This is a genomic window from Nonomuraea indica, from assembly GCF_002850745.1.
Classification (GTDB): domain Bacteria; phylum Actinomycetota; class Actinomycetes; order Streptosporangiales; family Streptosporangiaceae; genus Nonomuraea; species Nonomuraea indica.
This window is the reverse complement of record NZ_PJOK01000087.1, coordinates 17,076-41,160: the sequence shown is the minus strand read 5'-3', so window position 1 is coordinate 41,160 and position 24,085 is coordinate 17,076. Positions and strand designations below refer to the sequence as shown.

Annotated in this window: 29 protein-coding genes; 1 reads left to right on the top strand and 28 read right to left on the bottom strand. The window is 69.1% G+C overall.

Features of this window, described 5'->3' with window-relative positions; genetic code table 11:
* Positions 1-2: 2 nt before the first annotated feature.
* The 9 genes from CXR44_RS38110 to CXR44_RS38075 are packed head-to-tail and all read right to left on the bottom strand — an operon-like array spanning position 3 to position 9,667.
* A complete protein-coding gene (locus CXR44_RS38110; protein ID WP_101791035.1) occupies positions 3-3,068 on the bottom strand; it encodes a phage tail protein in 3,066 nt (1,021 codons plus the stop codon).
* A 3-nt stretch (positions 3,069-3,071) separates the two neighbouring features.
* Positions 3,072-4,259, bottom strand: a complete 1,188-nt coding sequence (locus CXR44_RS38105) for a hypothetical protein (protein WP_101791034.1) — start codon at positions 4,257-4,259, stop codon at positions 3,072-3,074.
* Positions 4,252-7,368 (bottom strand): phage tail protein, encoded by a 3,117-nt coding sequence (locus CXR44_RS38100; protein WP_101791033.1) that lies wholly within the window; start codon positions 7,366-7,368, stop codon positions 4,252-4,254. The genes CXR44_RS38105 and CXR44_RS38100 overlap by 8 nt, the downstream gene beginning before the upstream one ends.
* Positions 7,369-7,398: 30 nt before the next feature.
* On the bottom strand, positions 7,399-7,584 hold the full coding sequence (locus tag CXR44_RS39200; RefSeq protein WP_144070239.1) for a hypothetical protein: 186 nt from the start codon (positions 7,582-7,584) through the stop codon (positions 7,399-7,401).
* Positions 7,585-7,625: 41 nt separating this feature from the next.
* Positions 7,626-8,099, bottom strand: coding sequence for a hypothetical protein (locus CXR44_RS38095; RefSeq protein WP_101791032.1), 474 nt, complete (start codon positions 8,097-8,099; stop codon positions 7,626-7,628).
* A gap of 3 nt (positions 8,100-8,102) precedes the next feature.
* A complete protein-coding gene (locus tag CXR44_RS38090; RefSeq protein WP_101791031.1) occupies positions 8,103-8,654 on the bottom strand; it encodes a phage tail tube protein in 552 nt (183 codons plus the stop codon).
* A complete protein-coding gene (locus CXR44_RS38085; RefSeq protein WP_101791030.1) occupies positions 8,654-8,911 on the bottom strand; it encodes a hypothetical protein in 258 nt (85 codons plus the stop codon). The genes CXR44_RS38090 and CXR44_RS38085 overlap by 1 nt, the downstream gene beginning before the upstream one ends.
* Entirely contained in the window at positions 8,911-9,234 is a 324-nt protein-coding gene (locus CXR44_RS38080) for a hypothetical protein (RefSeq protein ID WP_101791029.1), read from the bottom strand. The genes CXR44_RS38085 and CXR44_RS38080 overlap by 1 nt, the downstream gene beginning before the upstream one ends.
* Before the next feature lie 25 nt (positions 9,235-9,259).
* The gene (locus tag CXR44_RS38075; protein ID WP_101791028.1) at positions 9,260-9,667 is read right to left on the bottom strand and encodes a hypothetical protein; all 408 of its coding nucleotides are present in this window, start codon (positions 9,665-9,667) and stop codon (positions 9,260-9,262) included.
* Between the two features lie 144 nt (positions 9,668-9,811).
* Between CXR44_RS38075 and CXR44_RS38070 the strand changes: the two genes are divergently transcribed.
* The gene (locus tag CXR44_RS38070; protein ID WP_101791027.1) at positions 9,812-10,324 is read left to right on the top strand and encodes an HNH endonuclease signature motif containing protein; all 513 of its coding nucleotides are present in this window, start codon (positions 9,812-9,814) and stop codon (positions 10,322-10,324) included.
* Here CXR44_RS38070 and CXR44_RS39195 read toward each other — a convergent pair.
* The 19 genes from CXR44_RS39195 to CXR44_RS37980 form a co-directional block, all read right to left on the bottom strand.
* Positions 10,321-10,764 carry a hypothetical protein gene (locus CXR44_RS39195; protein WP_144070238.1) on the bottom strand — a complete coding sequence of 148 codons (444 nt, stop codon included), beginning with the start codon at positions 10,762-10,764 and terminating at the stop codon, positions 10,321-10,323. The genes CXR44_RS38070 and CXR44_RS39195 overlap by 4 nt on opposite strands.
* A gap of 9 nt (positions 10,765-10,773) precedes the next feature.
* Positions 10,774-11,220 (bottom strand): hypothetical protein, encoded by a 447-nt coding sequence (locus CXR44_RS38065; RefSeq protein ID WP_219602260.1) that lies wholly within the window; start codon positions 11,218-11,220, stop codon positions 10,774-10,776.
* A gap of 76 nt (positions 11,221-11,296) precedes the next feature.
* Positions 11,297-11,626, bottom strand: coding sequence for a hypothetical protein (locus CXR44_RS38060; RefSeq protein ID WP_101791025.1), 330 nt, complete (start codon positions 11,624-11,626; stop codon positions 11,297-11,299).
* Positions 11,627-11,637: 11 nt separating this feature from the next.
* Positions 11,638-12,564, bottom strand: coding sequence for a phage major capsid protein (locus CXR44_RS38055; protein WP_101791024.1), 927 nt, complete (start codon positions 12,562-12,564; stop codon positions 11,638-11,640).
* 11 nt (positions 12,565-12,575) lie between these two features.
* On the bottom strand, positions 12,576-12,968 hold the full coding sequence (locus tag CXR44_RS38050) for a capsid cement protein (protein ID WP_101791023.1): 393 nt from the start codon (positions 12,966-12,968) through the stop codon (positions 12,576-12,578).
* A gap of 3 nt (positions 12,969-12,971) precedes the next feature.
* Positions 12,972-14,186 carry a head maturation protease, ClpP-related gene (locus tag CXR44_RS38045; protein ID WP_101791022.1) on the bottom strand — a complete coding sequence of 405 codons (1,215 nt, stop codon included), beginning with the start codon at positions 14,184-14,186 and terminating at the stop codon, positions 12,972-12,974.
* Between the two features lie 9 nt (positions 14,187-14,195).
* Positions 14,196-16,274, bottom strand: coding sequence for a phage portal protein family protein (locus tag CXR44_RS38040; protein WP_101791021.1), 2,079 nt, complete (start codon positions 16,272-16,274; stop codon positions 14,196-14,198).
* 10 nt (positions 16,275-16,284) lie between these two features.
* Positions 16,285-17,820 carry a phage terminase large subunit gene (gene terL, locus CXR44_RS38035; protein ID WP_101791020.1) on the bottom strand — a complete coding sequence of 512 codons (1,536 nt, stop codon included), beginning with the start codon at positions 17,818-17,820 and terminating at the stop codon, positions 16,285-16,287.
* Positions 17,817-18,020, bottom strand: a complete 204-nt coding sequence (locus CXR44_RS38030) for a hypothetical protein (RefSeq protein ID WP_101791019.1) — start codon at positions 18,018-18,020, stop codon at positions 17,817-17,819. The genes terL and CXR44_RS38030 overlap by 4 nt, the downstream gene beginning before the upstream one ends.
* A complete protein-coding gene (locus CXR44_RS38025) occupies positions 18,017-18,301 on the bottom strand; it encodes a hypothetical protein (protein ID WP_101791018.1) in 285 nt (94 codons plus the stop codon). The genes CXR44_RS38030 and CXR44_RS38025 overlap by 4 nt, the downstream gene beginning before the upstream one ends.
* The gene (locus CXR44_RS38020; RefSeq protein ID WP_101791017.1) at positions 18,301-20,322 is read right to left on the bottom strand and encodes a LamG domain-containing protein; all 2,022 of its coding nucleotides are present in this window, start codon (positions 20,320-20,322) and stop codon (positions 18,301-18,303) included. Before CXR44_RS38020 ends, CXR44_RS38025 begins: the two co-directional genes overlap by 1 nt.
* A gap of 12 nt (positions 20,323-20,334) precedes the next feature.
* A complete protein-coding gene (locus tag CXR44_RS38015) occupies positions 20,335-20,838 on the bottom strand; it encodes a hypothetical protein (RefSeq protein ID WP_101791016.1) in 504 nt (167 codons plus the stop codon).
* A gap of 3 nt (positions 20,839-20,841) precedes the next feature.
* Positions 20,842-21,102, bottom strand: coding sequence for a hypothetical protein (locus CXR44_RS38010; protein WP_101791015.1), 261 nt, complete (start codon positions 21,100-21,102; stop codon positions 20,842-20,844).
* The gene (locus CXR44_RS38005; RefSeq protein WP_101791014.1) at positions 21,102-21,533 is read right to left on the bottom strand and encodes a hypothetical protein; all 432 of its coding nucleotides are present in this window, start codon (positions 21,531-21,533) and stop codon (positions 21,102-21,104) included. Before CXR44_RS38005 ends, CXR44_RS38010 begins: the two co-directional genes overlap by 1 nt.
* A gap of 14 nt (positions 21,534-21,547) precedes the next feature.
* A complete protein-coding gene (locus CXR44_RS38000) occupies positions 21,548-21,847 on the bottom strand; it encodes a hypothetical protein (RefSeq protein ID WP_101791013.1) in 300 nt (99 codons plus the stop codon).
* A 3-nt stretch (positions 21,848-21,850) separates the two neighbouring features.
* Positions 21,851-22,375: a hypothetical protein gene (locus CXR44_RS37995; RefSeq protein WP_144070237.1), complete on the bottom strand. Its 525-nt coding sequence runs from the start codon at positions 22,373-22,375 to the stop codon at positions 21,851-21,853.
* Between the two features lie 77 nt (positions 22,376-22,452).
* Entirely contained in the window at positions 22,453-22,797 is a 345-nt protein-coding gene (locus CXR44_RS37990; RefSeq protein WP_101791011.1) for a hypothetical protein, read from the bottom strand.
* Positions 22,798-22,807: 10 nt separating this feature from the next.
* Positions 22,808-23,611 carry a hypothetical protein gene (locus CXR44_RS37985; RefSeq protein ID WP_101791010.1) on the bottom strand — a complete coding sequence of 268 codons (804 nt, stop codon included), beginning with the start codon at positions 23,609-23,611 and terminating at the stop codon, positions 22,808-22,810.
* A gap of 158 nt (positions 23,612-23,769) precedes the next feature.
* Positions 23,770-24,006: a hypothetical protein gene (locus CXR44_RS37980; RefSeq protein ID WP_101791009.1), complete on the bottom strand. Its 237-nt coding sequence runs from the start codon at positions 24,004-24,006 to the stop codon at positions 23,770-23,772.
* Positions 24,007-24,085 lie beyond the last annotated feature (79 nt).

The window sequence follows — 24,085 nt, the reverse complement described above, 5'->3', positions numbered from 1 at the left end:
GGTTATCCACGGGGTTCCTTGAGGGTGTAGGAGCGGTAGGCGCCGGAGCCGATCACGTTGACGTCGTCGCGGAGAGGTTCGACCAGCACGGGTGGCACATCCCGCCGGATCGCCTTGACCAGCCACGACACGCGCTGGCCGGGCATGCCATAGATCTTGAATCGGCCATCTTCCGGGTAGGAGGCAGAGACCGGCAGCGGATGGCCGCCGAGGGCGGCGACAAGCACAGCCCGGCCTTCAGTGCTGGTTAGCGACTCGAAGTAGGCGGGCAGCTCGACGTGGGCGTGACCGTACCCGTCGAGGACCGCGCTTCCCCAGTACTCGACGCCGTTGTGGGGCGACTCGGTGCAGGCGTGGATCAGATACCGGTCCGGGTCAGCCGGGTGGTCGATGATGAACGTCTTAGGGTTGCCGTTGACTGTGAATGAGCCGCCGCCAGTGAAGACGGCCACGCCTGAGTCGTTGAGGGTGATCGAACGCTCTTGGGCTGAAGCGCTGTAGTGCTGCAAAACCAGTCCGCCGGACTGAGCAATCAGTCCGGTACCGAAGGCTCCCGCGCTCTTGAAGTGCTCGAACCGGGCCTGATTGGGCCACAGGTTGTACTTCGACTGCTGCCCGGACCATACGCTGGATTCCATTGAAATGCCGACATAGTCGCTCGTGGTGTCAGAAGTGGCGACAATTTTCGCAACCTCGGACCCTGACGTGGCCGTGAACCTGACCTCGGGCAGAGTGGTGCCGGTCGGGTTGAAGATGATCCGCTTGCCGGAAAAAGCGGTACTGACTTGACCTACGAACGTCGCCGCGCCAGTCGCAGCGGAGATGTCCACAGTGGCCTGGCTGCTGCTGTTGTACGCCTTGAAGCCTGTCCCGTCGAGCTGGATACGCGCCCCAGAGGCGGCACTGCGGAGCTCGAAGCTGCCATCTACGTCCAGCTGAGCCGTGCGGATACCGGACGCGTTGTAGATCTGCAGTCCAGTCACGGTCGATAGATCCAGGCGCGCTCCTGTCGTACCGCTTCGCAGGAAAAACTGCCCGTTGGTTTGCAGTTGGACGAGCGATGTTCCTGCACCGTCGTACATCTGCAGGCCACCTGCGTTCATTTCGACACGGGCGCCTGTGTCGGCGGTTTTGATGCGTGCCGCGAGCGCGATGTCGGCGTTAAGCGTCCCGGTCAGCAGCTTGGAGACTGTCAGGTTGCTGATGTGCGCGTCGTCGATGAGCAGCGCAGTTGCTGTGGCCGCCGTGGACGGGTCTGACCGGTTCCCGGCCTGGTCAACGGCGATGACCTTGACATACCGAGTGGTCGTCTCCTCGACCTCAACGCTGCCGATCGCCGGAATCCCGGCTTTGATCATCCCTGCGTGGGCGGACACCTTGCCCTTCAGCGTCGTGTCGTCTGGGGTGTAGCTCGACGAAGCCCCAACGTGCACTTCCAGATGGTCGAGATCCAACTCCAGGTTGTACGTGCCACCGCTGGCCTTCCCCAGCGTGTGCACGATCTGGATCGCCAACCGGCTCCCGGCCACCGTCGGCGGCGCTGGCGTGCTCGGCGGGATCGTGTCCGCGTTCGCCTGCTCCGTCTGCGTCACCGACCAGGCGCCCTGATTGTTGGAGGAGTCGACCGCGCGGATCCGGACGTCGTAGTCGATCCCAGGGCTGAGATCCCAGATCATCGCCTGCAGATCGCCCCACGGCGCAAAAGCCGTCTGCCACTCGTCGGCGACTGGAGACACCCCGTATGCGATCTCGTAGTGGTCGCCATCCAAGATCGTGGAGCCGTCCACGTTGAGCGGCAGATCCCACTTGACCAGCATCTTTGCGCGGGTCGTCCCGTCGGATGCCAGATACACACCCGACTCGAACGGTAGATCCCAGCTCACGACACCGGGGATCGTCGAGTCCGGGATCGGACGAGGCCCTACCGGCTCCGTGCCAGCCTGGGACAGCGACCGGAGCAGGTCGCCGACGATGACCGTCGTCTCCCCGCCCTCCCAGTCCACGAACGGCGTCAGGTCGTACCAGGTGCCGTCCTGGTGCCGGTACGCCACCGTCGACCCGCTACGCACCGGCCACGACGCGCCCACCATGCGTAGCTTGATCGGGTTGATCCGCTCGCCCCGGAACGTGATCTCCACGCCCGGATCCACCAAGCCCTCATCGGGCGCGTACACCCACGCCCAGTCGCCGACCGCGAAAGCGCCCTCGACGTCGTAGTCGTCCGTCGTCAGCCGCATCGCCGCACGGGGGGTGATGAAGCGGCTGAGCTGGTATTCCGCCCGGCCTTGCGCGTTCGTCGGCGTCGTCGTCGACTCGCTGATCACCCGCACGCGTTTGACCGGCTGGCCACGCAGGTCAAGGTAGGGATTCACTGCGGCGTTGGCCGCGCCCGTGACGACCGCGCTGCCTTGCCCCTCCCCCAGCAGCACCACCCGGGACGACCAGTCATCCACGTCCTGCGCGAGACCCATGTCGCCGCGCAGACCATGCAAGGTGAGGTCGTCGCCGTCGGTGTGCCGGTTCGGCCGGCGCCGCACGATAACCGTGTCCGGGGTGCCGTTGTACAAGTCCGTGGCGAGGCCGGCGTCGAGCGTTCCGTCGCCGTTGACGCGCCACTCCGCGCCCATCGTGGTGCAGATGTAGTCGATGGCCTTGCGCTTGGACTGCCACTGGTGGCGGCCCTTATAGGTGCCGGGCACCGAGTGGAGTGTCCCTTCGACGACGGACGTACCCGCGCCGAGGATCTGCCGGATCGCGTTCGGGAAGGTGTTGTTGATGACGACGGCGGTCTCCAACACGTCGCCCTTGCCGTCGGCGTCGCCCAGCCACACGGCCATGCCCTGACCGTCGATCACCTTGCGGATGTGGTCGACGTCCTTGCCGGTGAGAACGCCGACGTAGCGGGCCATGCCGAGGAGGTTGTCGCCGTACTCGGCCGGGTTGACACGGCCGGGCACGATGGCGACGTGACCGAAGTACTGCAGCCGGTCGAGGACCTCGCGGGGCGTCTCCTCCACCAGCGTCAGCGACCACGAGCCGAGCTCCATGAGTTTCTCGTTGACCGGCACCCGTCACCTCCTCACCGCTGCTGTGGTCTCCGCAAGCGCGCCGATGTACTGGTTACGCAGGTCCGTCGCCGCATCTCCAGACACGGCGCTACCGCCGCCGGCGACAACGCCGAGGTAGAAGTCAAGCGCCGCCGTCGAGGTCTTGCTGAGGCCGCCGGAGGCGTGCGGGTCGAAGTTGCGGGCCGACCCTGCGATAGCCCGGTTGCCGTCGGCGTCGTCGGTCGTCTTCACCACGTACGACGTGGCGTCCGTCATCGTCTCCGCACTCGCCAGATAGACGCTGAGCGTGCCCGAGTCGCCCCGCTGCAGATACCCCTCGACGATGCGAGATCCGCGTCGCAGCGTGAGGTCGAGGTAGGCGCGACCGACCGGAGACCGCGCCACCGTCAGGCGGATGATGCACTGCTCAACATCGTTACGCAGCACGCTGGCCGAGTCCCACGCGGTGACCTGCGTGCCGCCGACGTCGATCCACCACTTCTTCGGCCGCCAGGCCCCGCCGGTGAACGCAGCCACCTCCAAGCTGCCGCCGGACGACACCGGACGCACCCGGACAAGCCCATTCGACAGCTCCCAGCCGTCCGCCGCCAGCGGGTGAGCCGTCCCCACCCGCTCCGTCCCCACGGTGAGGACCCGCACCCGGCCGCGCATGTAGTCGCCCACCGCGCAACCCCACCGCGGCGAAACCCCAGCTGGCAGCCCACGGTACACGGTGATCAGCCCGTCCGTTGAGGCGCGCGTCATCAGGCTGGGCAGGGTCGGGCCGGTGTAGTAGCCGTAGTGCCCGATCGGTGGCGCGCTCCACCGTTCGCCCGTCAGGCTGAAGTCGTTCTTGCGTACGGCGCCGCTGAGCCGGCTCTCCAGGTCTACGTCCGTGTCGGGGCCGTGCCGTTGCAGGCTGATCTTCCACTCGACGGTGGCGATGCCGATCGGCCGCCGGTCCAGCACCGCCCCTGACGCTGAGCTCACGGTGTAGTAGCCGTTGCGCTGCGTCTTCTCCTCCCAGATGGCCGGGATGAGCGCCCCCTGCACGCCGAGCGCACCGTCGAAGCGGTCCCACAGCTCATCGAGCCCGATCATGGGACGCACCTCGATACCCGAGATGTGCATCGACCAGCCCTGATACGCCGACTCCGTAAAGCCCCACGTCTCCCTGAGCGTGAGCCGGCCGAGCTGGAGGCTGCTAGGCATCCGCGTACACCTCCCGTTCAAGCTGGCGGATCGCCTCGCGGAGCTGCTCGACCATCCGCCGGTAGCTCACCGGGTTGGAGGGGTCGAGCACGCCTTGGACGGTGATGTTCTCGATCGTGATCCCACCGGCCGGAGTGGCCACCGCGGCGCCTTCTCGGGCCGAGGAGGCGAACGTCCCCGTGAACGCCGGCACCGACGTCTCCGCGGCCAGCTCGGGGAGGTTCACTGAAGCGGCGAACGCGTCCGAAGCGGCCTGACCGAGCCGGGCGACCGCGTCCGTAGCTAGCCCTGCTTTGGCGTCCACACCGACCATAAGGCCGACCGGGATCTCACGCCCGATCGCCGCGAACACCTTCGATGGGGAGGCGATGCCGAGGATGCTCTTGGCCCATTCGGCGAGCCCGCCGAACAGGTTCTGCACCTGGGACACCAGCCAGTTCCACATGCCGATGATCCCGTTATAGAAGCCGATCACCAGGTCACGGCCGGCCCCCTGCAGCAGGGTGCCCATGCCGCTCAGCGCGGACGTGATCCGGCCGGGGATGGACTGGACGAAGCTGACGGCCTCGTTCCACCGGTCGACGATCGACTGCTTGGCGCGGCCGAACCAGTCGGACACCTGGCCGGGGATCTCCGATAGCCGGTTGATGTAGTTGCGGACGGCGTTGACCTTGTCCTCAACCCAGCGGGTGATGGTGTTCCACACGTCCGTGACGACCTGCTTGAGCCTGTTCCAGAAGGACTCCCAGGACTGGCCGAGCGCCGATAGGGGCGCCGTCATCTGGAACTTGATCACTTCCCAGGCGGCGCTGAGAACGCCCTTGATGGCCTCCCAGACGCCGCCAAAGATGTCCTTGATGCCGTTCCAGGCGCGGTCCCAATCCCCAGTGATCAGGCCGACGACGGTGTTGATGATGCCCTTGATCGCCTGCAAAGCACCGTCGATGACCTGCAAAATCCCCGAGAAAACTCCGGACACCAGGTCGAGCAGCGGCCCGCCGAACCGCTCCCACGCGATCGAGATGAACTCGAACAGCCCCGACACGATCGGCCCGATATGGCCGATGATCGACTGGATGCGGGCGCCCCACTCCTCGAACGTGGAGCCGTTCGACTGTACCCAGGCGACGATGTCCGAGAACACGCGGCCGATCAGGTCGCCCGCCTGCTGAACGATCGGCATGATCGTGTCGCGCAGCAGCGTCCCGAACCGGGCGAGCGGATGATCGTCGGTCAGCCCGCCACCCGTCTTGATCCAGTCGACGGCCTGCGTGATCCAGCCGACCAGCGTAGACAGGGCGGGCGCGACCACGCCCGTGATCAGCGCGGCCAGAACCTGAAGGATCGGCACGAGCAGGTCAGCGATGGCGGGCAGCAGCGGCGCGAGCGCGATCAGAATCGCCGACAGCGCTTCAGCGACCAGATTGAGCACGCCCGAGCTGGCGAGCGTCGTCACAGCGGCACCGAGGTTGGTGAACACAGCGATGATGCCGGGCCCCAGCGCGGCTAGGGCCGGGGCCAGCGCGTTGATCGCGGTCGTGAGGATCGGTCCGACCAGCGTCGCGATCTCGGCGATGACGGGTGCGAGGGTGGCGATGCCGCTGGCCAGGGCGGTGACGACCGGAAGCAGGGCACGGCCGATGTCAGCCAGCGCCCGAAAGATCGTGATCAGGGTTTCTTGGCCCTTGGCCGAGTTCACCCAGTCGTTCATGGCGCCGACCAAGTTGCCGAGCACACCGAGAGCCGACCCGCCGGCCTTCTCCGCGGCGTCGAACAGGCCGGTAAAAATGCCCCACACGTCCTTGACGAGGCGGCCGAGCTGCTTGAGCACGTCGAGGGCGTCGTTCATCCATGCCATTGCCTGGCCGGACTCCGACACGCGGCTCATCCATTCGCCGAACGTGGTCAGCGAGTCCTGTAGCCCGCCGGACAGGCCGGCCAGCCACGTGCTGCCTACCGTGCCCAGGTCGAGGAAGCCCTTGAGGAGCGGCTGTAGGGCGTTGCGGACGGCACCGACGAGGGTGCGGGTGTTTCCCAGGACGGTGCCGAGCTGGTCGAGGCTGCGCGGCGCGGTCGCGAAGTCGAGGGTGGTACGGACGAGGCTGCCGAACTCTCTGGCCAGGTCCGAGATCGCGGGCTTGAGCCCGCTTGCGGCGAGCGCCCACTCCATCAGCCTGCCGCTGATCTGGCTCAGGAACGCGTCCTGTGCGGCAGCCTTGAATTCCTTCAGGATCGGGATGGTCTGCTGGAATTCGGCAACGAAAGCCTTGCCGCCGTCGGACAGTTTGGCCATGGCGGCGGCGAGCGCTTCCGCGTTACCCGACAGGGCGGCGCCCATCGCCTCGCCGAGACCGCCCGTAGCCAGCTTCCACACGCTGAACGCGGCAGCGCCGGTGAGGGCGATGCCGGGCAGTGCGGCGAGCAGCCCGCCAACGGGGGCGAGCGCAGCCGACAAGGCGACCACGTACCCGGCCGAAGACGCCGCCGCGGCGCCCAGTGTGGCGATACCGCCCGCGATGGCCGTCCACTTGGCGACGCTGCCCAGCAGCCCGGCGGCGGCCCGTGAAGCGTCGCCGAAACCGCCCGTCAACCTGCCGAGCGACGGCAGCATCATGTCGAGGGCGCGCCGGCCGATGTCGCCGACGTCACGGATCCGCCGGCCGAACCCGTCGTTGAAGCCGTCTCCGAGCCCCTCGCCGAGCTTGCGCCCTTCGGACACGAACCGGCCGCGCTCGTCGCGCAGGCGACCGTTGGCGTCGCGGAAGAACCGCTTACCGAACTCCTCGCCCGCCGCCTGCCCCGCGTCGCCGCCGATCCGCTGGCCGACAGACACGAACGGGGCTCCGTCGTCGCCGAACCGGATCTGCCCGGTTTCGGCCATGCGGCGGCCGAACCGCTCCCCCGCAGCGTCGCCGGCGGCGTCGCCGATGTCCTGCCCAGCAGCAGCGAACAGGCCTCGCTCGTCACGCAGCCGGGCGGAGCCTTCGCGGGCGAACTGCTTACCGAAGTCGTCGCCTAGCCCTTGGAAGCCGCGCTCGACGTCGTCCTTGAACTTGTCGGTCAGGGCGCGGACGCGGACGAACGCCTCGGCAAGGGGGGTGGCAGCCACGACACCCCCCGACCGGTTTCCTGTGCTGGGCTATCCGGCGGCGAGCGCGGCAATGATGCGTCTGCGCTCTTCAGGGTCTTGCTTTGGTGCTGGGCGGGGCGGCCCATACAGGTCGTCGAAGTCGGCGTGCGGGTCTGCTTCGAAGTCCTTGGGTGCACCGGCGAGGGCGAGCAGCGCCTGCGTCTGAATCAGGGTGTGCCGCCACTCGATCCACAAGCTGTGCACGAAGTCGCACCAGTCGCGGAGCGGCAGGTCACTCAGCCGTAGGACAGCACCGGCGGCGTCTCCGCCACCGGCTCCTGCGGCTTCTCCTGCTCGACGGTGCCCCGCTTGAAGGAAACGACCGTCACAGAATCCGGGGCGGTCGGCGGCCCATCGGAGGAGTCCGAGGACCTGCCGGTAGGGCGGCCCGCCTCCTCCTCGACCGCTCCTGACACCAGGTCGCCGAGGATTTCCAGCAGGACGGAGGGTTTTGTGTGATGCGTGCGGGTGTGCTCTCGGAAGAGGCGGTACTGCTCGGGGCCGAGGAGCGACAGGTAGACGTCGGCCAGGAACGCGACCGCCTGGGGGCTCTTGGAGTCGAGTCCCTGGCTGGCCAGTCGCGCGAACTCGGAGATGTCCATCATGGAGATGGAGCCCTGCGCGACGAAGGTGACGCCGTCCAGGTCGAAGTCGAGCGGTGCCGTTGCGGGCGCCTGGTCGCGGCGAGAGGTGTAGGAGCGCCGGGCCATGGGTTACGCCCTCGCCATCGCCATGATGGCCTTGAAGCTCTTAGCGCCAGAAGGCCGCTCCAGCTTGAACTCGCAGCTGATCGTGGCCTTCGCGGCGCCCTTCGCGCGGGACATCTCCATGTTGCCGACCTGCAGGCACTTGCGGTACACCCAGCGCTCGGTGTGGTCCTCCGACTCCCAGCCAAGCATCGTCCGCACCTCCTCGCCCAGGTCCGGCGGCTCGAACGTCACGATGCCGGTGCCGGCGGTGATGGTGCCGCCGTTGAGGGCCCGCTTCAGGTTGGCGGCGGTGATCTCGGCCAGGGCGAACGCCAGGCTGAGCTCACGCGAGGTGAGGGCAACCGCGACCGGGTCGAGCTCCTCCGCTACCTCGACGTTCTCGGAGTCCACCGAGTAGTTGAACGTGGAGCCCTCGTCGGTGTAGCCGAGCGGGATCCAGCTCGCCGACACGGTCTCCCACGGCGTGGTGAGGTCGGTCGGCTCCGGCGTGCCGAGCACAGCGATGTACAGGCTGCCGGGGCCGAGCGCGAGCGCTCCCGGGTTTCCACGAGCCATCAGGCATCCGTCCCTTCAGAGGTCGCCTGGCCGCTGTGGGTGGTCTCAGGCTCGTTGTGGTCGTCGCTGGCGGGCTGGTCGGGGCGGCGCACCTTGTCGCGCCAGCCGAACCGGTCGACATGGTCAGCAGGGACTCGGTCGCCGGGGTTGTGGGCGCGGCTGAACTGGTCGTCGATGTACAGCGGCTCAACGGCGATGTAGTACGGGGGCGGCGTCTGGTCCTGCGTAGCGGGCTTGCTGTCGCGTCGCGTTGCCATCAGGCCACCTTGAACACGCCGACGGTCACGGAGGTGACGCCGGAGTAGGTGATGTCGCACTGGCCATCCGCTTTCGCGTACGTCCTGCTGACCAGGACCTTTCCCCGCGCCCCGGCAGGGACCGACTCCTCACGGTCAGCGATCGCGAGCCCGTCCACGGTGCCCGGCGTGGCGAGTGTGACGGTGATGGGACTGCCGCCCGCGTTGTCTACCTCCAGGTAGATACCGTCGCCAGCAGGGCATGTGTCACCGCCGACCGATGCCGCGACGAGCTCCGATTCAATCAATTCAGGTCCTATGACCTGCAGGGTGAGAGCCGCCATTGAAAACCTCCAGGTCAGGGCGGGGTCAGTAGATGTAGAAGCTCGCGTCGACCAGGTACTGCCACTGCTCGCGCTCGGAGTCGTGGTTGTCGACCAGCAGTGGCCCGACCACCTCGTCGGCGATGAGGCAGCGTGAGTCGCCGATCACTGACGGGCTTCCTGACAGCGCGATGACTGCGTTCGCGTAGGCGACAGCGGCCAGTTCGGCGGCTTCGTCGGTGCCGGCGTAGATGCTGGCGCTGATACGTGGGCTGTCGATGAGGTCTTCGGCGACGAGGTCTCCGGCTCTGCCGATACGGGACAGCAGTACGTATGCGCCGTGGCCGGGCGATCGGGGGTGTCTGCGGTGGGCGCCGAGCGCGATCGGGTTGCCGGGCCCGGTAAGGGTGTCGATGTCATTCAGCCAATTGCGAACGATGCCGACAGCAGCCACATATCCAGGCATTTGGTTCCCAACTCCCGATATATTAATAAGGTGTTAGGAAAAACAGTCGCAGCGCGACTCCTCGCCAGACTCATTCCGGCAGACCCGCCCACCACTGCAGACCGCCTCGGCAGACCGCTCATCGGTCCCTGCATGCTGTGGACCGGCGCCCTCGACAAGCAGGGCTACGGCGTCATCTGGGACAGCCAGCACGGGAACAACCGCAAGGTGCACCGCGTCGCCTACGAACTAGCCAACGGCGAGCCGCCAGCGGGAGACCTTGACCACCTCTGTCGGGTACGGCGCTGCGCCGCCGCGCCACACCTAGAAGTCGTGACCGCCGCCGAGAACGCCGCCCGAGGTGATGTGCACCTCAACAACGGCGGCAAGACGCACTGCCCGCGCGGGCACGCCTACGACGAAGCGAACACGCGATGGACGACGACCGCAGTAGGCAAGGGGCGCGAGTGCCGAGCCTGCGACCGCGAAAAGTGGCGGGCCGCCAACGGTGTCCCGCTCGACGCTCCGCTTCGCTCCGAGCGGGCGACCTGTAAGAACGGCCACCCCTGGACGGAAGAGAACACGTACTGGGCACATCAGTCTGGCAACGGCAAGCTGCGGCGGCAGTGCAGGGCGTGTAAGCGCGAACGCGCCCGCCGGAGTTAGGCGCCACGCAGGTCTTCCAAGGCTGGCCGCAGGTGCGGGTAGGGCCGGGTGCCTGGGTGGTTGACCTTTTTGGCGAAGTGCACCTTGCCGTCGGAGCCGACCCAACGCAGCCATCCGTTCGGATTGCGCGGGCGGATCACGTGAGCCCGTGTCCCAACTTCCATGAATAGGCCGACGGGCTCACCGTGAACGGTTCGGGCGGGGCTGGAGATATCAACGTACTGGCCAATCACGTCGCGTCCACGATCCCATCGAATCTTCGACCGGAGATAGCCGCGCGGTCTTCCGTCGGAGCCGGCCGGAGACACGGGGGCGCGGCGCTGCGCCCCGATTTTGACCTTTTCGCCGAGCACGCCCATGTGTCGCCCCACGGGCCCCTCGTAGCTCTTGAGTAGCCAGTAGACCTGGGGTTCGTTCCACACCCACAGAACGTCGGGCACGGTCGCCTCCTACAGGGGGTAGTCGCCGTACCAGACGGGATCGGAGAAGCTGTAGACCGGCAGCAGGCTGCCTTCCGGGCCGGCGTCGGCGTCGTTGACGGCGTCGATCAGGCGTTGCAGGGCGTCCTTGGCGCGCTGGTCGAGCTGCTGGAAAACGTTGACGTCGGCGTTGCGGTCCGGGTAGGCGAGTTCGATGTCGGCGGCGGCCCTCAGCGCTGCCGCCTCGGAGGCGAGCGTCTCCAGGTGCGCGGGCGTTGCGGGGACCGTGCCGCCCACCGCGGCGAGCACCTCTGCGACCGCGGCGACGATCTGCCGTGTCGCCTGCTCGGCGGTCGGCGTGGTCGAGGCATTGAACGTCCCCAGCAGCGTGTCACTGCCGGGGTTAGCCGCGTCTCTGGTGCGGGTGGGGATGTGGTCGGCTACCTGCTCCAACGTTGGCTGCCACGACTCCGCCACGGCCCCTCCTCGCTGTTCGGTTGTGGCGGCCCGGCCAGCATCTACGGGGATTGCGCTGGCCGGGCCACGTTCTCAGCTACGACCGGACGTACCGGTCGAGCAGCTCGTCGCGGGTGGCCGCCTCCAGCTCGGCGCGGTTGCCGCCCTGAGCAACGCCGTACTCCACCAGCTCGGCCTTCGAGGACCGGGAGTTGACAGACAGCTGCTCCTGATCGACGGACTCCGCCTCGACCCGGCCATCGACCGGCGCGATCAGGTTGGAGTCGAGCAGGTGCTTGATTCGGTCAGCGGGCACACCCTCGGGCAGGACGGCGTCCCGGTAGAAGGTGTTGAGCTGGGCGCCGTCCGCGGAGCTGACCGGGACGTTGACCACGCACGGCGCGGTCACCTTGTACTGCTTGGCCACGGCCAGTCTCCTTACGGGTTCGTGCCGGTGATCTTGATGGCGGCGCCCGGCTCCTGCACGACCGGCACCGTGATACGACGGCCCCACATCTCCCAGGAGTCCTTCGACGCAAGCCGCTCCGTCTGGATCTGCACCGCCATCTCAGACACGGTGTAGCCGGGGTCGGCATTCGTCTCGTCGGCCATACCGCCGAGCTGCTGGCTGTCGAGGATCCACACGTCATCCGACGGCAGCGACGACAGCGGCGCCTTGATGATGGCCAACCCGCCGATCCGCTCGATCTCGCCGCCGTAGACGGGGTTGTCGGTCGCCTCTCGGCGCCGCAGGTTCGAGATGCGCTCGTCGGACGCCATGTAGGCGTACTTCGTGCTGGACATGACGATCGTGTCCGGCCGGTACCCCATCTGCAGGTCCTCGATCTTGGCCGTCGCCAGCTCGATGTCCCGCAGGATCGTCGCGGTCGAGGCGACCCAGTCGTCACCGGCGAGCTGCGTCTGCGTGACCGCGGACGCGACAGCCGACATGGTGATGCCGTCGATGTGCCGGATTACGGTGTTGATGACCTTGCGCAGTGCCCGGTCGACCGGCGCGCCGGCGGGAACGCTGCGCTTGATCGCCTCGTCGGTGATGCGGGTGGCCTGGCCCCACTTCAGGACCGACGCCAGCGCCGCAGCACCGATCGGGGTGACGGCCTTCGGGTACTCAGAGCCGGGGCCGACAGCCTCGGGCGTCCGATCGGTGAAGATCGGCTCACTGACCTCGTACAGCACCGCGCCGCCGGACGACCGGAAGCGCTGGGTGAGAATCTGGTCGGAGATGAACCGCATGTCGGTGATGGTCTGCAGCCGACGCTGAATCTGCGTCGGCGACGCGAGCAGCCGGTGGATGGTGAGCAGGTCACCGGACAGGCTCGGCGGAGCGTACGGGTTAACAGGCATCGAGAGGCTCCTTACCAGGCCATCCAGCGGACCTTGGCCGCGTCGGCTGCTGTGGTGAGCGCGACGCCGATGACGCCACGCGCGCTGTTGATGTCGCCGGCGGTGGCGCCGGCCGCCGCGGCGAGGGAGGCGACGGTGCCGGCGGCGCCGGTGGCGAGCTGCGCGCCAGCGGTGATCGCGCCGGACGCCGTTGACTCGTGGACGGTGCCGCGGCAGAACACCGTGACGCGCGCGCCGGAGGTGGCGTCCCCGGAGGCGACGCCGATCCAGGAGGCGCTGCCGGCCGCCGCAGGGGCGACCGTGCCGTTGCCGGAGACGGCCAGAAGCTGACCGCCGGTGACGGCGGCGCTGGTGGTGAAGGTGGCGGTCTCGGCCGGAGTGAAAATCGGCAGGTAGTCGCTCACGAGTTAGCTCCGTCCGGGGGTGGAGAAGAGTCGGTCGACCTCGGCGTCGAAGCCGTTGTCGGTGGGCTCGCCGCCGGGCTGGCCAACATCGGCGAGCGGCACGATGCCCTCGGCGAGGCTGGCGAGAAGCTGCTGGGTGCCCTCAGGGTCGGCGTCCCACGCCGCGGCGTAGTGGGCCTTCCGCGACGGCGGGAACTTGCCCTTGGCGATGGCGTTGTCGAGGGCGCGGTCGCGAGCCTCAGCGCGCTGCTGCGCCCTCGCTGCGACGCCTTCGGCGGCCTGCGCTTCGAGCTGGGCGAGCCGCTCGGCGTCGACCAGCACGGTGCCCTCGGGCAGGCGTGCGGCGACAGGCTCCGGCGTCTCGACGGGCTCGGGGGCGGGCGGGTCGGCGCGCTCGGTCAGAGCCTGGTCGAGCGCGTCGAGCAGGGCGTCGTCGTCGAGCTCAGCGTCGGCGCCGATGCCGAGCCGCTCACGCAGGCCCTCGCTCAGAGTGGACATGCTGTCCTCCTCCTGGGTTTCTGTGGGCCCCGCGGCCGGCTCGGCCGGGGGAGTTTGGGCGGTCGCGGCCATGGCTACGACCGGTGCCGGGGCGGCGGAGCGTCCGGCGTAGCGGAACCTGGACAGGTCCCACGCGTTCGCCACCTGCGGCGGGCTGTCCTCTTCGTTGCGGCGCGGCGCGACCTCGTCGGCCAGGCCGGCGGCGACTGCCTCGTCGGCGGTGAACCATGTTTCGCCGCGCATCCGGTCGCGCCACTCGGCGACGGTGCCGCCGGCGCGTTCGGCGTAGACGCCGGCGATGTTGTCGGACTGCCGGTCGAGCCTGTCGGCGAGTTCCCGCATGTCGGCGGCCTGGCCGTAGCACATGCTCGACGCGTCGTGAATCATCATCTGGGAGTGCGGTTGCATCACGACCCTGTCGCCAGCCAGCGCGATGACGGACGCGATCGACGCGGCAAGGCCGTCCACGTGGACGGTGACCTTGGCCGGGTGGGCGCGCAGCGCGTTGTGGATGGCGATCCCGTCGAACACGTCGCCGCCGGGCGAACTGAGCCGGACCGTGATCTCAGAGGCGGAGATGTTCCGCACCTCGTTGATGAACTCTGAGGCGCCGACGCCGAACCATCCGATCTCGTCGTAGATGGCGACTTCGGTGGCGCCGTCGGCCCGGTTGGTGATGCGGTACCAGTCCGCGGTGTGGGCGTGCGGGGTCTTTCTCACCCTGGTCTCCTAGTTGTTCCAGAGGGCGATCACGGTGCCGCGGCAGCGGACTCCGCCCTCGCACGCGATGTAGCTGCCGTTGCCGTAAGCGGCTTTGGCGTCGTCGAGGTCGTCGAACACGTGGCCGTCCACCTCGCGGCATGGGCCGCACGTTGAGGCGTCGAGCACCTCGCTGGCGACGTACTCGGCCTCGGGGGCGGCGTCGAGCACGGCGAACCTGCCGGCGGCCTGAGCTTGCGACAGGGCGGCGCCGAGCTGGTCGCGCAGGAACCGGTCCGACAGGCCGGCCAGGAACGCCACCACCGCAGCGGCCGCCGGCGCGGCGGCAGCGCCGGGGACGGCGAGGCGGAGCGCCTCGCGGGCGGCGGCGCCGGCCAGCCATGCGGCGAGCAGCGCGGCGATGACGGCGGCGACCGCGCCGAGCGCTTCCTCGTCGACGGGCGGCTGCTCGACTTGCACGCCTTGCGAGGCGGCTTCGTCGGCCATCTGCTCGGCGGCCAGCACAGCCATGGCGATCATGGCTGCGGTGAGCAGCGCAGCAGCGGCTGTGCTGTCGAGCGTCAGGTCGGCGAGCGCTTCGAGGTCGTCGTCGGCGATGGCCTGCTCGATCTGGTCGGCGAGCTGGTTACGCCAGTCGTCGGCTACGCCTTCCCACGTTTCGAGGAGGGCGTCGAGGGCCTGCTGCCACGCCTGCTGGATCTTCTCCGGGTCCATCCCGGAGGCGTCTTCGGCGAGCGTGAGTTGTCTTCTGACGCCCTCCTGGTCGGCGGCAGCCCGGATGTGCCGGGCTCGGGCTGCACGGCGCCTCTGGCGGGCTTGAGGCGTCGCGGCAGGCTCAGGATTCGGTTCCGGTGCGGGCGGCGCCGTTAGCGCCACCTGAGCGCGTTCGGGGAGCCGCCACGACTTGCGCACGTACGCTTCCAGCTCCGGGTCCGGGGTGATCGCTCCCGACCGGATGAGCTGGTCGAGCGCCTCGGCGGTGACCTCCTGGCGGGAGCCGACGTCCTGCACCACGATCCGCGGCGCGGGCTCGTCCTCGCCCCAGTTGTAGTCCACGAGCTGGGTGACGATGCCGGGGATGCCGGGCTGCCCAGACGTCGCGGTTTCGGCGATCTCCTCGGCGACCGCCTGAAGCGACAGCAAGAACAAGTCAAGGAACGACTGCCCGAGCGCTCTGCTGCCGTTGCTGGTGTCGCCCAGGTCCATCAGCCCTGCCAGGGCTTGTCGTGACATCTGCTGGTCGAGGTAGTGGATGAAGCCCATCGCGTCAGGGGCGCTGCCGGTCATGCCGGTGATGTTCAGCCGGTAGCCGGACGGCAGGCCGACGCCGGCCTGGTCGCCGACCCGCATCGAGCTGGCGAGCCGCTGCGCTTCAGCCACCTGCGCCGGGTTCGCTCCGGGCGGCGCCTCAACGTTGGGGACGCCCATCCCGAACCGGCGAATGCTGGTGGCGTGGACACGCCACACCTCGTGCTTCAGCAGCCAGGCACCATAGGCGGCGCGCATGACGCTGCGGCCCGCCCAGTTGGCGCCCTCCCGCTCGTGCACGTACCAGACGAGCCGGTCGGCAGGGATCGGCTGGGAGACGGGCGCGAGGTCCTGCTGAATCGTCTTGACGGTGCCGTCGCGGTTGAGGTTGATGGCACCGATCGTGTGCGGCAGCCGCTCCCCCAGCGCGACGAGCCGGGCCCTGCCCTCGCGGATCTCGTAGCGGCGCTCGAACGGTGCGAAGCCGTACGTCAGCGACAGCAGGGCAAGACGGAGGTGGTCGGCCCAGCGCACACCGCGCCTGCGCGCCGGGCCAGGCTTGGCGTCGGCACCGAGGATCGGCAGGCCCAGGTCGTCGGCGACAAGCTGGGCGACCTCGTCACGGCAGCCGGCGGGGTCGAGGGCCCAGGTGGCGCGGCGGATCGGCAGCGTGTAGGCGGCGAGGACGGCGGTCAACTGCGGGTCGTGCCGCATCCGCGCGTACGTCTGCACGCTGTTGGGCCAGATCAGGTCAGGGATGAGCTCCAGCCAGTCGCCGAGCCACAGCCCGTAGTGCTGGTCGAGGTACCCGATGTCTCTGGTCGGGGCGTTGGCTGCCATGTCACCCCGTTCAGTAGTTGAGGCTCATCAGGTCGAGTCCGTTGCTGCCGCCGGTCGCTGCCGCGTACGCCTGCCCGATCACGTCGTCTGCTGGTGAGGCGGCGCGGCGGGCGTCCACCTGGGCGGCGGACTCCATCGGCAGCCAGTGCGCCCCCGCGACCCGGGCCGCGTAGGCGACCACGTCAACGACGTCGTCGTGACGGGCGTTGGGGAAGGCCAGCAGTTCGTCTCGCCAGTCGCCCCACGCCGGGAACCGGTCTTCGGGCGGGAACCACAACCGCCCGGAGTCGGCGCGGGCTGTGGCGGGGAGGGCTCGGGTGACCTTGTCAGCGTCGGCGTGCAGCTCCTGCACCGGTACGCCGGCCCTGCCCGCCTCGTAGACGAGAGTCGTGCCGAACATGCGCGACTCGACGAACACGACGTCGGCCGACCAGCGTTCGCGAAGCGCCCGAACGGCAGGCCAGTGCCCGGCCGGGTCCATCCGTTCCCGGATCCCGTCGAGCATGACGAGGTCGCCGTCCACGCCGATCGCCCACACTGCGGCCACGGTGTAGTCGGCGCTCGTACGGGTGGAGGCGGCGAGGTCGACGGTGAGGAACCGCCAGCAGTCCCGCAGATCCACGATGCGGCCATCGAGCAGGATCCGCTGGTCGGCGCCCTTCGTCCAATGCCGCAACGTCGCCCGCTTGAACAGGCCGCCGTCGGCGGGGGCGGGGCGCTGCTGGTAGAGGGCGGCCCACACGTACTCACCGACATCCGACCGGATCTTCGCCCAGTCTCGATCGCCGCGGGCCGACCGCATCGCCTCGCCCGGTCGGCGGCCGAGCGGGTCGTCGTCGGCCTCCGCCACAGCGGGAATGGAGACGACTTTCCACCGGTCGGGATCCTGCTCCAGTAGCCGCCCAGCTAGGTCGTTCTCGTGCCAGCGGGTTTGCACCAGCACCACGCGGGAGCCTGGCCCGAGCCGGGGGACGGCGACGGCCTGCCAGAACCGCCACGCCCGCTCCCGGTAGACCGCGGACTGAGCCTGCTCCAGGTCTTTGATCGGGTCGTCGATCACCATGACGTCGACCGGTTTGCCGGTGAGCGCTCCGGCGACGCCGACGCAGTAGACGCCGCCCTTACGCCCGTCGATCTGCCACCGGCCGGCGGCGCGGGAGTCCGCCCGCAACCTCAGGCCGAGGTCTACGGTGCCGTCGTCGCCGTTGAACGCTTGGGCATCGAGTTTGATGTCGGAGCCCCACCTGCGGGCCATCTCGTCGGCGTAGGAGACGATGGCGACGCGCAGGTCGGGGTCGGTGGTGAGCAGCCATTCGACAAACCGGTGCGAGACGCGGACGCTCTTGCCCTCCTGGGGCGGCATGAACACCATGAGCCGGTCGATGTCCCGGTCTGCGAGCGCGACCAGGTGCTGGTCGATGACGTCGAGTGCCGATGTCTGGACGGTGGTCGGGTCGAGCGCTTTCGCCATCTCGCCTGGGGTGGCCCAGCGGCGGGGACGCGGCTGGAAGTGGCGGGCGGCCACCTCCCATGCGGTGATCGTCATGACGCCTCGCCCGCTTCGTCGATCTTCCGTTCGGCGCGGGCTGCCTGCCACGCGGACAGGTGCGCTGCGATGTTCGCCCACAGCGACATCAGCGCGACCCACAGGACGCTGTCGCGCCACCAGATCAGCGTCGGCGCGATCAGCAGCATCCACACGAGAGCGAGCGCCAGCTGGACGCGCGCCCAGAATCGGGAGGTCACGCCTCGCCGACCGTGAGCGTCCCTGATCGGCGTACCGGCCGTTCCGTCGCGGTGGTCAGGCGCGTCCACACCACGTACGAGCCGGGGGTGAGCGGCACGTCGGAGCCGGCGCCGATGATGATGGTGGCGGCGCCGCCGTCCCACTGCGCCGGGTGGTAGTCGCTGTCGGCGGGTTCACCTTCGGACTCGCGGACGACGGCGATCTCGACCGGGTAGGCGGTCGCGTCCTGGTGGTAGGGGACGCGGAGCGCCTCTTTGGAGCTGGCGGGCATGTACGCCATCAACCCTCCAGGCTCGGCGGGCCGACAGGCCAGCCCAGGGCGGGCGTTCCTGTGGACGGGGGCAGGGTTGGTGTTCCGGTGGGCCAGCCGAGTTGGGGCGGGCCGACGCGCACGATCAGGTCGGGCAGTTCGGTGGCATCAGACGTGCCTGTCAGGGCACCGACGAGAGCGGGCAGGCGGGCGTCCAGTGTCCCAGCGGGGCGGATGACGGCGGCCTGCACGCTCGCGGTGAGCGGGGGCAGGCCGGCGGTTAGCGTGCCCTCCGTGGAGACCGCGCCGACCAATCCTGCCGCGAGTGGCGGGAGTTCTGCGCTGGTCTGCCCTTCGATGCTGGCCGCCCCGGTGAGGGCAGCACCCACACTCGGCAGGGCCGCGTCGAGGTGTCCCCCCGCGGATTCGGCGGTCACGGTGAAGGCGGCGCCGAGGGCGGGCAGTGCCGCGTCGAGGGCGCCTTCAGCGGTGGCCGCGGCTTCGACGCCAGCGGTGAGCGGCGGGAGGTTCGCGTTAAGGCTGCCCGTCGCCTGCGATCGGCCGGTGGCCTGAGCTTCGAGCGGCGGCAGGACTGCGGACACGTAGCCGTCTGTGGAGACGGTGCCGGTCGCCTCGCCGGCCAGGGCGGGAAGCAGACAGGTGACGTCGCCGTGGGCGGTCAGGATGCCGGTGGCTGCGGCGCCGAGCCGCGGGAGGAGCATGTGGACGGCGCCGCCCTGCGACTCCGCGATCCCCGTCAGCTCTGCCTGCAGCACAGGCAGGCTGGCCGTCAGTTCCGTGGTCGCCGTAGCGACGCCTTCGAGGCTTGCCGTGAGCGGCGGCAGGACGGCGTTAGTTGTGGCGGTGGCGGTGGCGGCGGCGGTCAGGTTTGCGCCGAGCAGGGGCAGCGTGGCCGCCATGGCGGCTGTTGCGGTGGCCCCGCCTTGCGCGTCGGCGTCGAGGGCGGGCAGCGTGGGGGCGGCCTGCCCGGCAACGACGGCGGTGGCTTGCAGGCTGCCGTCGAGGCTCGGCAGGGATGCTGCCAGTGTGCCGGGTATGGTGACGGCCCCGGTGGTGTCTGTGTCGAGGATGGGGAGCGTAGCGCCGATCTGGGCAGCGGCGGCGAGGTGTCCGTCGACGTGGGCAGTAAGCGGCGGCAGGGACGCGGGCACGACACCCGATGCGGTGGCGGTCGCGTCGGCGTGAGCGCCCAGCTTGGGGAGGGTAACGAGGGCCGCGCCATCGACGGTGACCCTGCCGGTCGTGCTGCTGCCGAGAGGAGGGAGGGCAGCAGCCAGATTCGCTGGCGCTGTGATCGTGCTGACCGCAGACCCGCCGACCGCGGGCAGGGCGGCAGCCAGTTCGCCAGTGACGACGTCGGAGGCGGTGGGGAGTAGGACGATCGGCGGGCTGGAGCCCCATGAGATGCCCGGCCCGTCTTCGACGGTCGTACTCGTGCCGCCCGACAGAGTTCGTGCGTTGCCGCTGTAGTCAGTCGTCTCGGGGGTGAGAAGCGGATACCAGGCGGCCAGGTTCGATGTGCGGCGCGGTACGTGGGACCAGTACTCCGATTCAAGTTCCGTCTGAGTGAGCGCTGCGCCGGTCCACAACTTGACTGACGTCAGGCAGCCATTGAGCCACTCCCCGCCGAAGACCGACTCGCCGAGTCGCAGCGTGGCGACGTTGGTGGACGCCGCGCCGGTTGTCCACGTCGCGACAGCGAAGGACGCATCCCCGAGGGCGCGCGAGATGGCTGTCCCGTTCACCCCATCGACCGAGATCCCCCAGAAGTACCAGGTGCCTGCGGTCAATGTGCGGGCCGCCTTGTAGGTGGGCGCGCTCTCGTGGAACAGTCCCATCGTGGTGCCGTCGGCGTCGGTTTGCAGGGTGTAGACGTCCGATGTGGCTCCGCTGTCCAGGCACCAGGCGGTCGAGAAGCTGTTGCGATCGGTGCTGATCTTCACCCAGCAGGTCACTGTGAACTGGGTTTGCGTGCCCAGCGACAGCGTCCTGGTGTAGTCCTGCCCGTCAGCGGAGAAGCGGACCGCCACAACGCCCCCCGATCAGGTGTCGGAGTAGGACAGCTCCACCCCGACCACGATCGCGTCACCGGCCAACGTGTCGTTGGCGTGCGCGGCGAGCCGTTGTAGTCGTATCCACGCGTAATCGTCGGCGGCGGCCGAGTCGACGTTCGCGACGACGATGTCGTGCGTGTGGAGCCGCTGCCCCGTCGTGGCCAGATGGGTGTCGTCGGTGTCGGTGGCCGCCGCGAACGCTTTCGTTTCGACGTCCTGCGAGTCGGTGTTCGGGGTGATGCAGGCGACCGCCGCTGACCAGCGGACCACGCCGGAGGAGGCGGTGTCGGCGTACCAGGCCACGGACAGGGTGAGGCTGCCCGACCCATAGCTGAGGAGTTTCCGCTTGAAATAGGCGGACTCCGTCGCAGCGGCATCGAACGCCAGACCGGTGACAGGGAAGGCGGTGCCGTTCGCCTTCACGAACTGCGGGAACCCGGACGCGGCGAACGCGGCCTCTTCGGGGGCGAGTAGCTGCCGTACGGTGGCCAACGGTCAGTCCTCCTCCGTCTGCAACCGTCCCGCCCGCCGCATCAGGATGAACGCGAGAAATTCGTGCTTCATCGCGACGCCCAGTTCGGCCCGGGCGGGCTGCGGGATCGAGGCGTTGAGCGAAGTGACGTTCGCGTCGAGCCAGTCGTCCATCGCCGCGAGCGCGGCGGCGAGGTCCGGTTTGGTGACCGCTGGGAGTTGCGTCTCGTTGAGGCGCATCCAGTGGTTGAGGACGCGCGCCCTGTTGACTGCGGTGAGCGCCATCAGGACGCGGGCATCGTGATGGAACCGCCGGTCAGTTCCACGTCCACTCCGACCGAGATCGTGACGGTGTTCAGCGTCATGTCCCCGCCGCCGCCGGTCGCGGTGACGGACCCGTCGAGCACGCCGAGGCCGGTCCCTGCCGCTTCCGTGCTGTCGAGGATGCGGAACCACCCGGCCGTGCCCGCAGCGAGGCCCTGGTCGACGAGGGCCGGGGTAACGTCGAGCGCAGCCGAGCCGCTCGCCGCCGCAGCGAACGCCGGGTCGCTGAGCGTGAACTCGGCCAGCAGCGTGCCGCTGGGCGCGGTCGCCGGGCTAGCAGGCTGCGAACCCGTGTAGATGCGGATCACGCCCGGCCCGGTACCGCCGTTGACGAGCCCGGCGACGGCGTCGGCTGCCGCGTTACGGGCGGCGGTGTTGATGCGGACGGCCATTGCCGGCCTCCCTCTCAGATGATGTGGATGCTGCCAGCAGGCAGGAGCGGGGTTTCGGGGGTGGCGGTGATGCGGACCCACACGTCGTAGGTGCCGGGGGTGAGGACGAGCCCGCCGGTGCCGATGAGGACGGCGGCGTTGTCGTCGATCCACAGCCCTGTCTCCCAGTCGCCGCCGGTGGGCGTTTGCCCGTCGGGGACGACCGCGAGTTCGACGGGCAGATCGTCAAGGGCAACGCCGGCTGGGTAGGCGCTGATCGGCACTTTCAGGTATTCGACTGACGCGGCGGGGATGCGGGGGATGGCCACGGTCACCCCCTACGTGGTGGGTTGGCGGGCGGCCCAGGAGCGGGTTGGCGTGTTCGCGGACCAGGTCCGGTCGGGCGGGCGGGCGGCCCACCGGCTGTCGGGCTGGTTGGCGGCCCAGTCGGCGGCGGGGGTGCTGGCCTCCCAGCCTCGGCGGGGCGGCCCGGCGGTGAATGTAACGTCGCCGTGCGGGATCTCGATGACGCCGGTCAGGCTGGCGGTAAGGCTCGGCAAGGTGGCCGGTGTAGTGCCGTGGACGCGGAGAGCGCCTTCGAGTGTGGCGGCGAGCGGCGGCAGGACGGGGGTGGCGAACCCTCCGGTTAGCTCGCCCGCGAACTGGGCGGCGAGCGGGGGCAGCATCGCGTCGAGCAGGCCGGGCGCCTGTACGGAGCCGACCGCCGACGCGGCCAGTCCGGGCAGGGCGGCGTCAAACTGCCCCGACGCTGTGATGGTGCCTTCCGCGCTCGCGGTGAGAGCGGGCAGGCCGGCAGATGCAACGCCTGTGACGGTGACCGTGCCGGTCGTCGCCATGCCCAAGGGCGGCAGGGTGGCAGCGATGTCCGCCTCGACAAGTCCCCCGCCGCGGGGAATTGTCCGGTCGCGGTAGCGGGACATCAGCTGTCAGGCGTCGTGACTGCCCACGGGAAGCTGCGGCCCGTCCCGGCAGTCTGCTTGAGCGTCACCGTCGCCGTCTGCGGCACCGGTACCGGCAGCGAGATCTTGACGGGGATGTCTTGGGCGCCAACGAACGTGGCCATGTAGACAACCCGCTCCGTGCCGCCGGACAGGACGTTGGCCTTGATGCGGAGCTCCAGCTCGTCGGCAGTGCCGGTCCCGTGCGTGAGGGCGTTGCAGTCGACATGGAGCGTGTATGTCTTCGGCCCGGTGAGCGTGGTGAGGGTGTGCTCGGTATTGACGGTCGCGGCCTGGGTGCCCGATGCGGTGATGGTCAACGCCACGACGGGCCTCCTAGTAGGTGAAGCCGTAGACGGCGACCTCGATGGGGGTCGTCACCGAGCCGGACGTTACGGCGCAGCGCGCTGCCAGCCTGACGCCGGCCGGGATGCACATCGACAGGGGGACGAACTGCGGGGATTGCGGGTACACGTAGGCGGGGCTGTTCTGGGTGCGCACGTGGTGGTCCGGCACGATCACAGTTTCGGACCCGGCGCCGCCGATGCCGATGTCGATGGCGTATCGGGCGCTGGATGGCGCCGACGTGGATGACTGGACTAAAACCATGAGGGCGTGGATGGGGGAGGTCGTCGCGGCGGCGAGCTCGGCCCAGGAGCCTTTCACGTTCATGCTGCCGCTGGGAGTGACGTGGGTGCCGCTGGACGTCGCGGGCACCGTGCCGTAAGTGGTGATTCGGCCGGGTGTCGTCAGGCCGGACTCGGGTTCGCCGCAGTAGGCGGTGGCTGTCGTCCAAATGTTCATGGACGAGAGTGCGGTGGCGAGCCGGGCGCGGATGGTGGCGCCTGCGGGGATGTGCAGAGGGAACAGGGTGGCGCTGTGGTCGCGGTATCCGACGACGAGGTCGGCGGCGACGATGGTTTCGCTGCCTGCTCCTCCGATGGCGATGTCCATGAGTCCGGCACGATCGCCGGCTTGGCTGATCTGGAGGGTGCCGAGACTGAGCCAGGAGGCTGCTGCGCCGGCAGGGAGGGTGAGGAGGGTGATCCAGTTGCCTTTGGTGTTGGCGCTGTTGGCGGAGACGGACGTTTCGGTGCCGACGACGGCCTTGACGGGAAAGGGCGGGATCGGCCACTGCATGACGCCTCCCGCTTCGTCTCCTGGTGGTGCGGCCCGGCCTGTGACCCCCCAGCCCCCAAGCCGGGCCGCACCGTGGGGCCCTACAGCCGTGGGGCGGGCTGCCTGGCCGGGCACGCTCGGCAGGGGCGGAGCGCGCGTCTTCGGGTTTCTAGCGGCGTCTAGGCCGCGCGGAGCTGGTCGCGGTGTGCGGCGCGCAGCTCGGGTGTGGCGGGGACGGGTTCGCCGCGGTGGATGAATCCGTCGATGGCGGCGAGGTCGCCGTAGTCGTAGTAGGTGGCCCGGTCGATGGTGCCGAGTTGGCGTGCGTGGTAGCGGCGGGCCCACTGCCGGATGGTGCCGGGCTGTTTGCGGAGCCGGGCGGCGGCTGTCTGGGCGGTCACGGGTTCGGGGAGCATGTCACCCCCTGTAACGCGAAATGCCCTCCGCGAGGTGCGTGAGGGCATTCCTGTTCCGTCTGCGCGTAGTGTTACACAT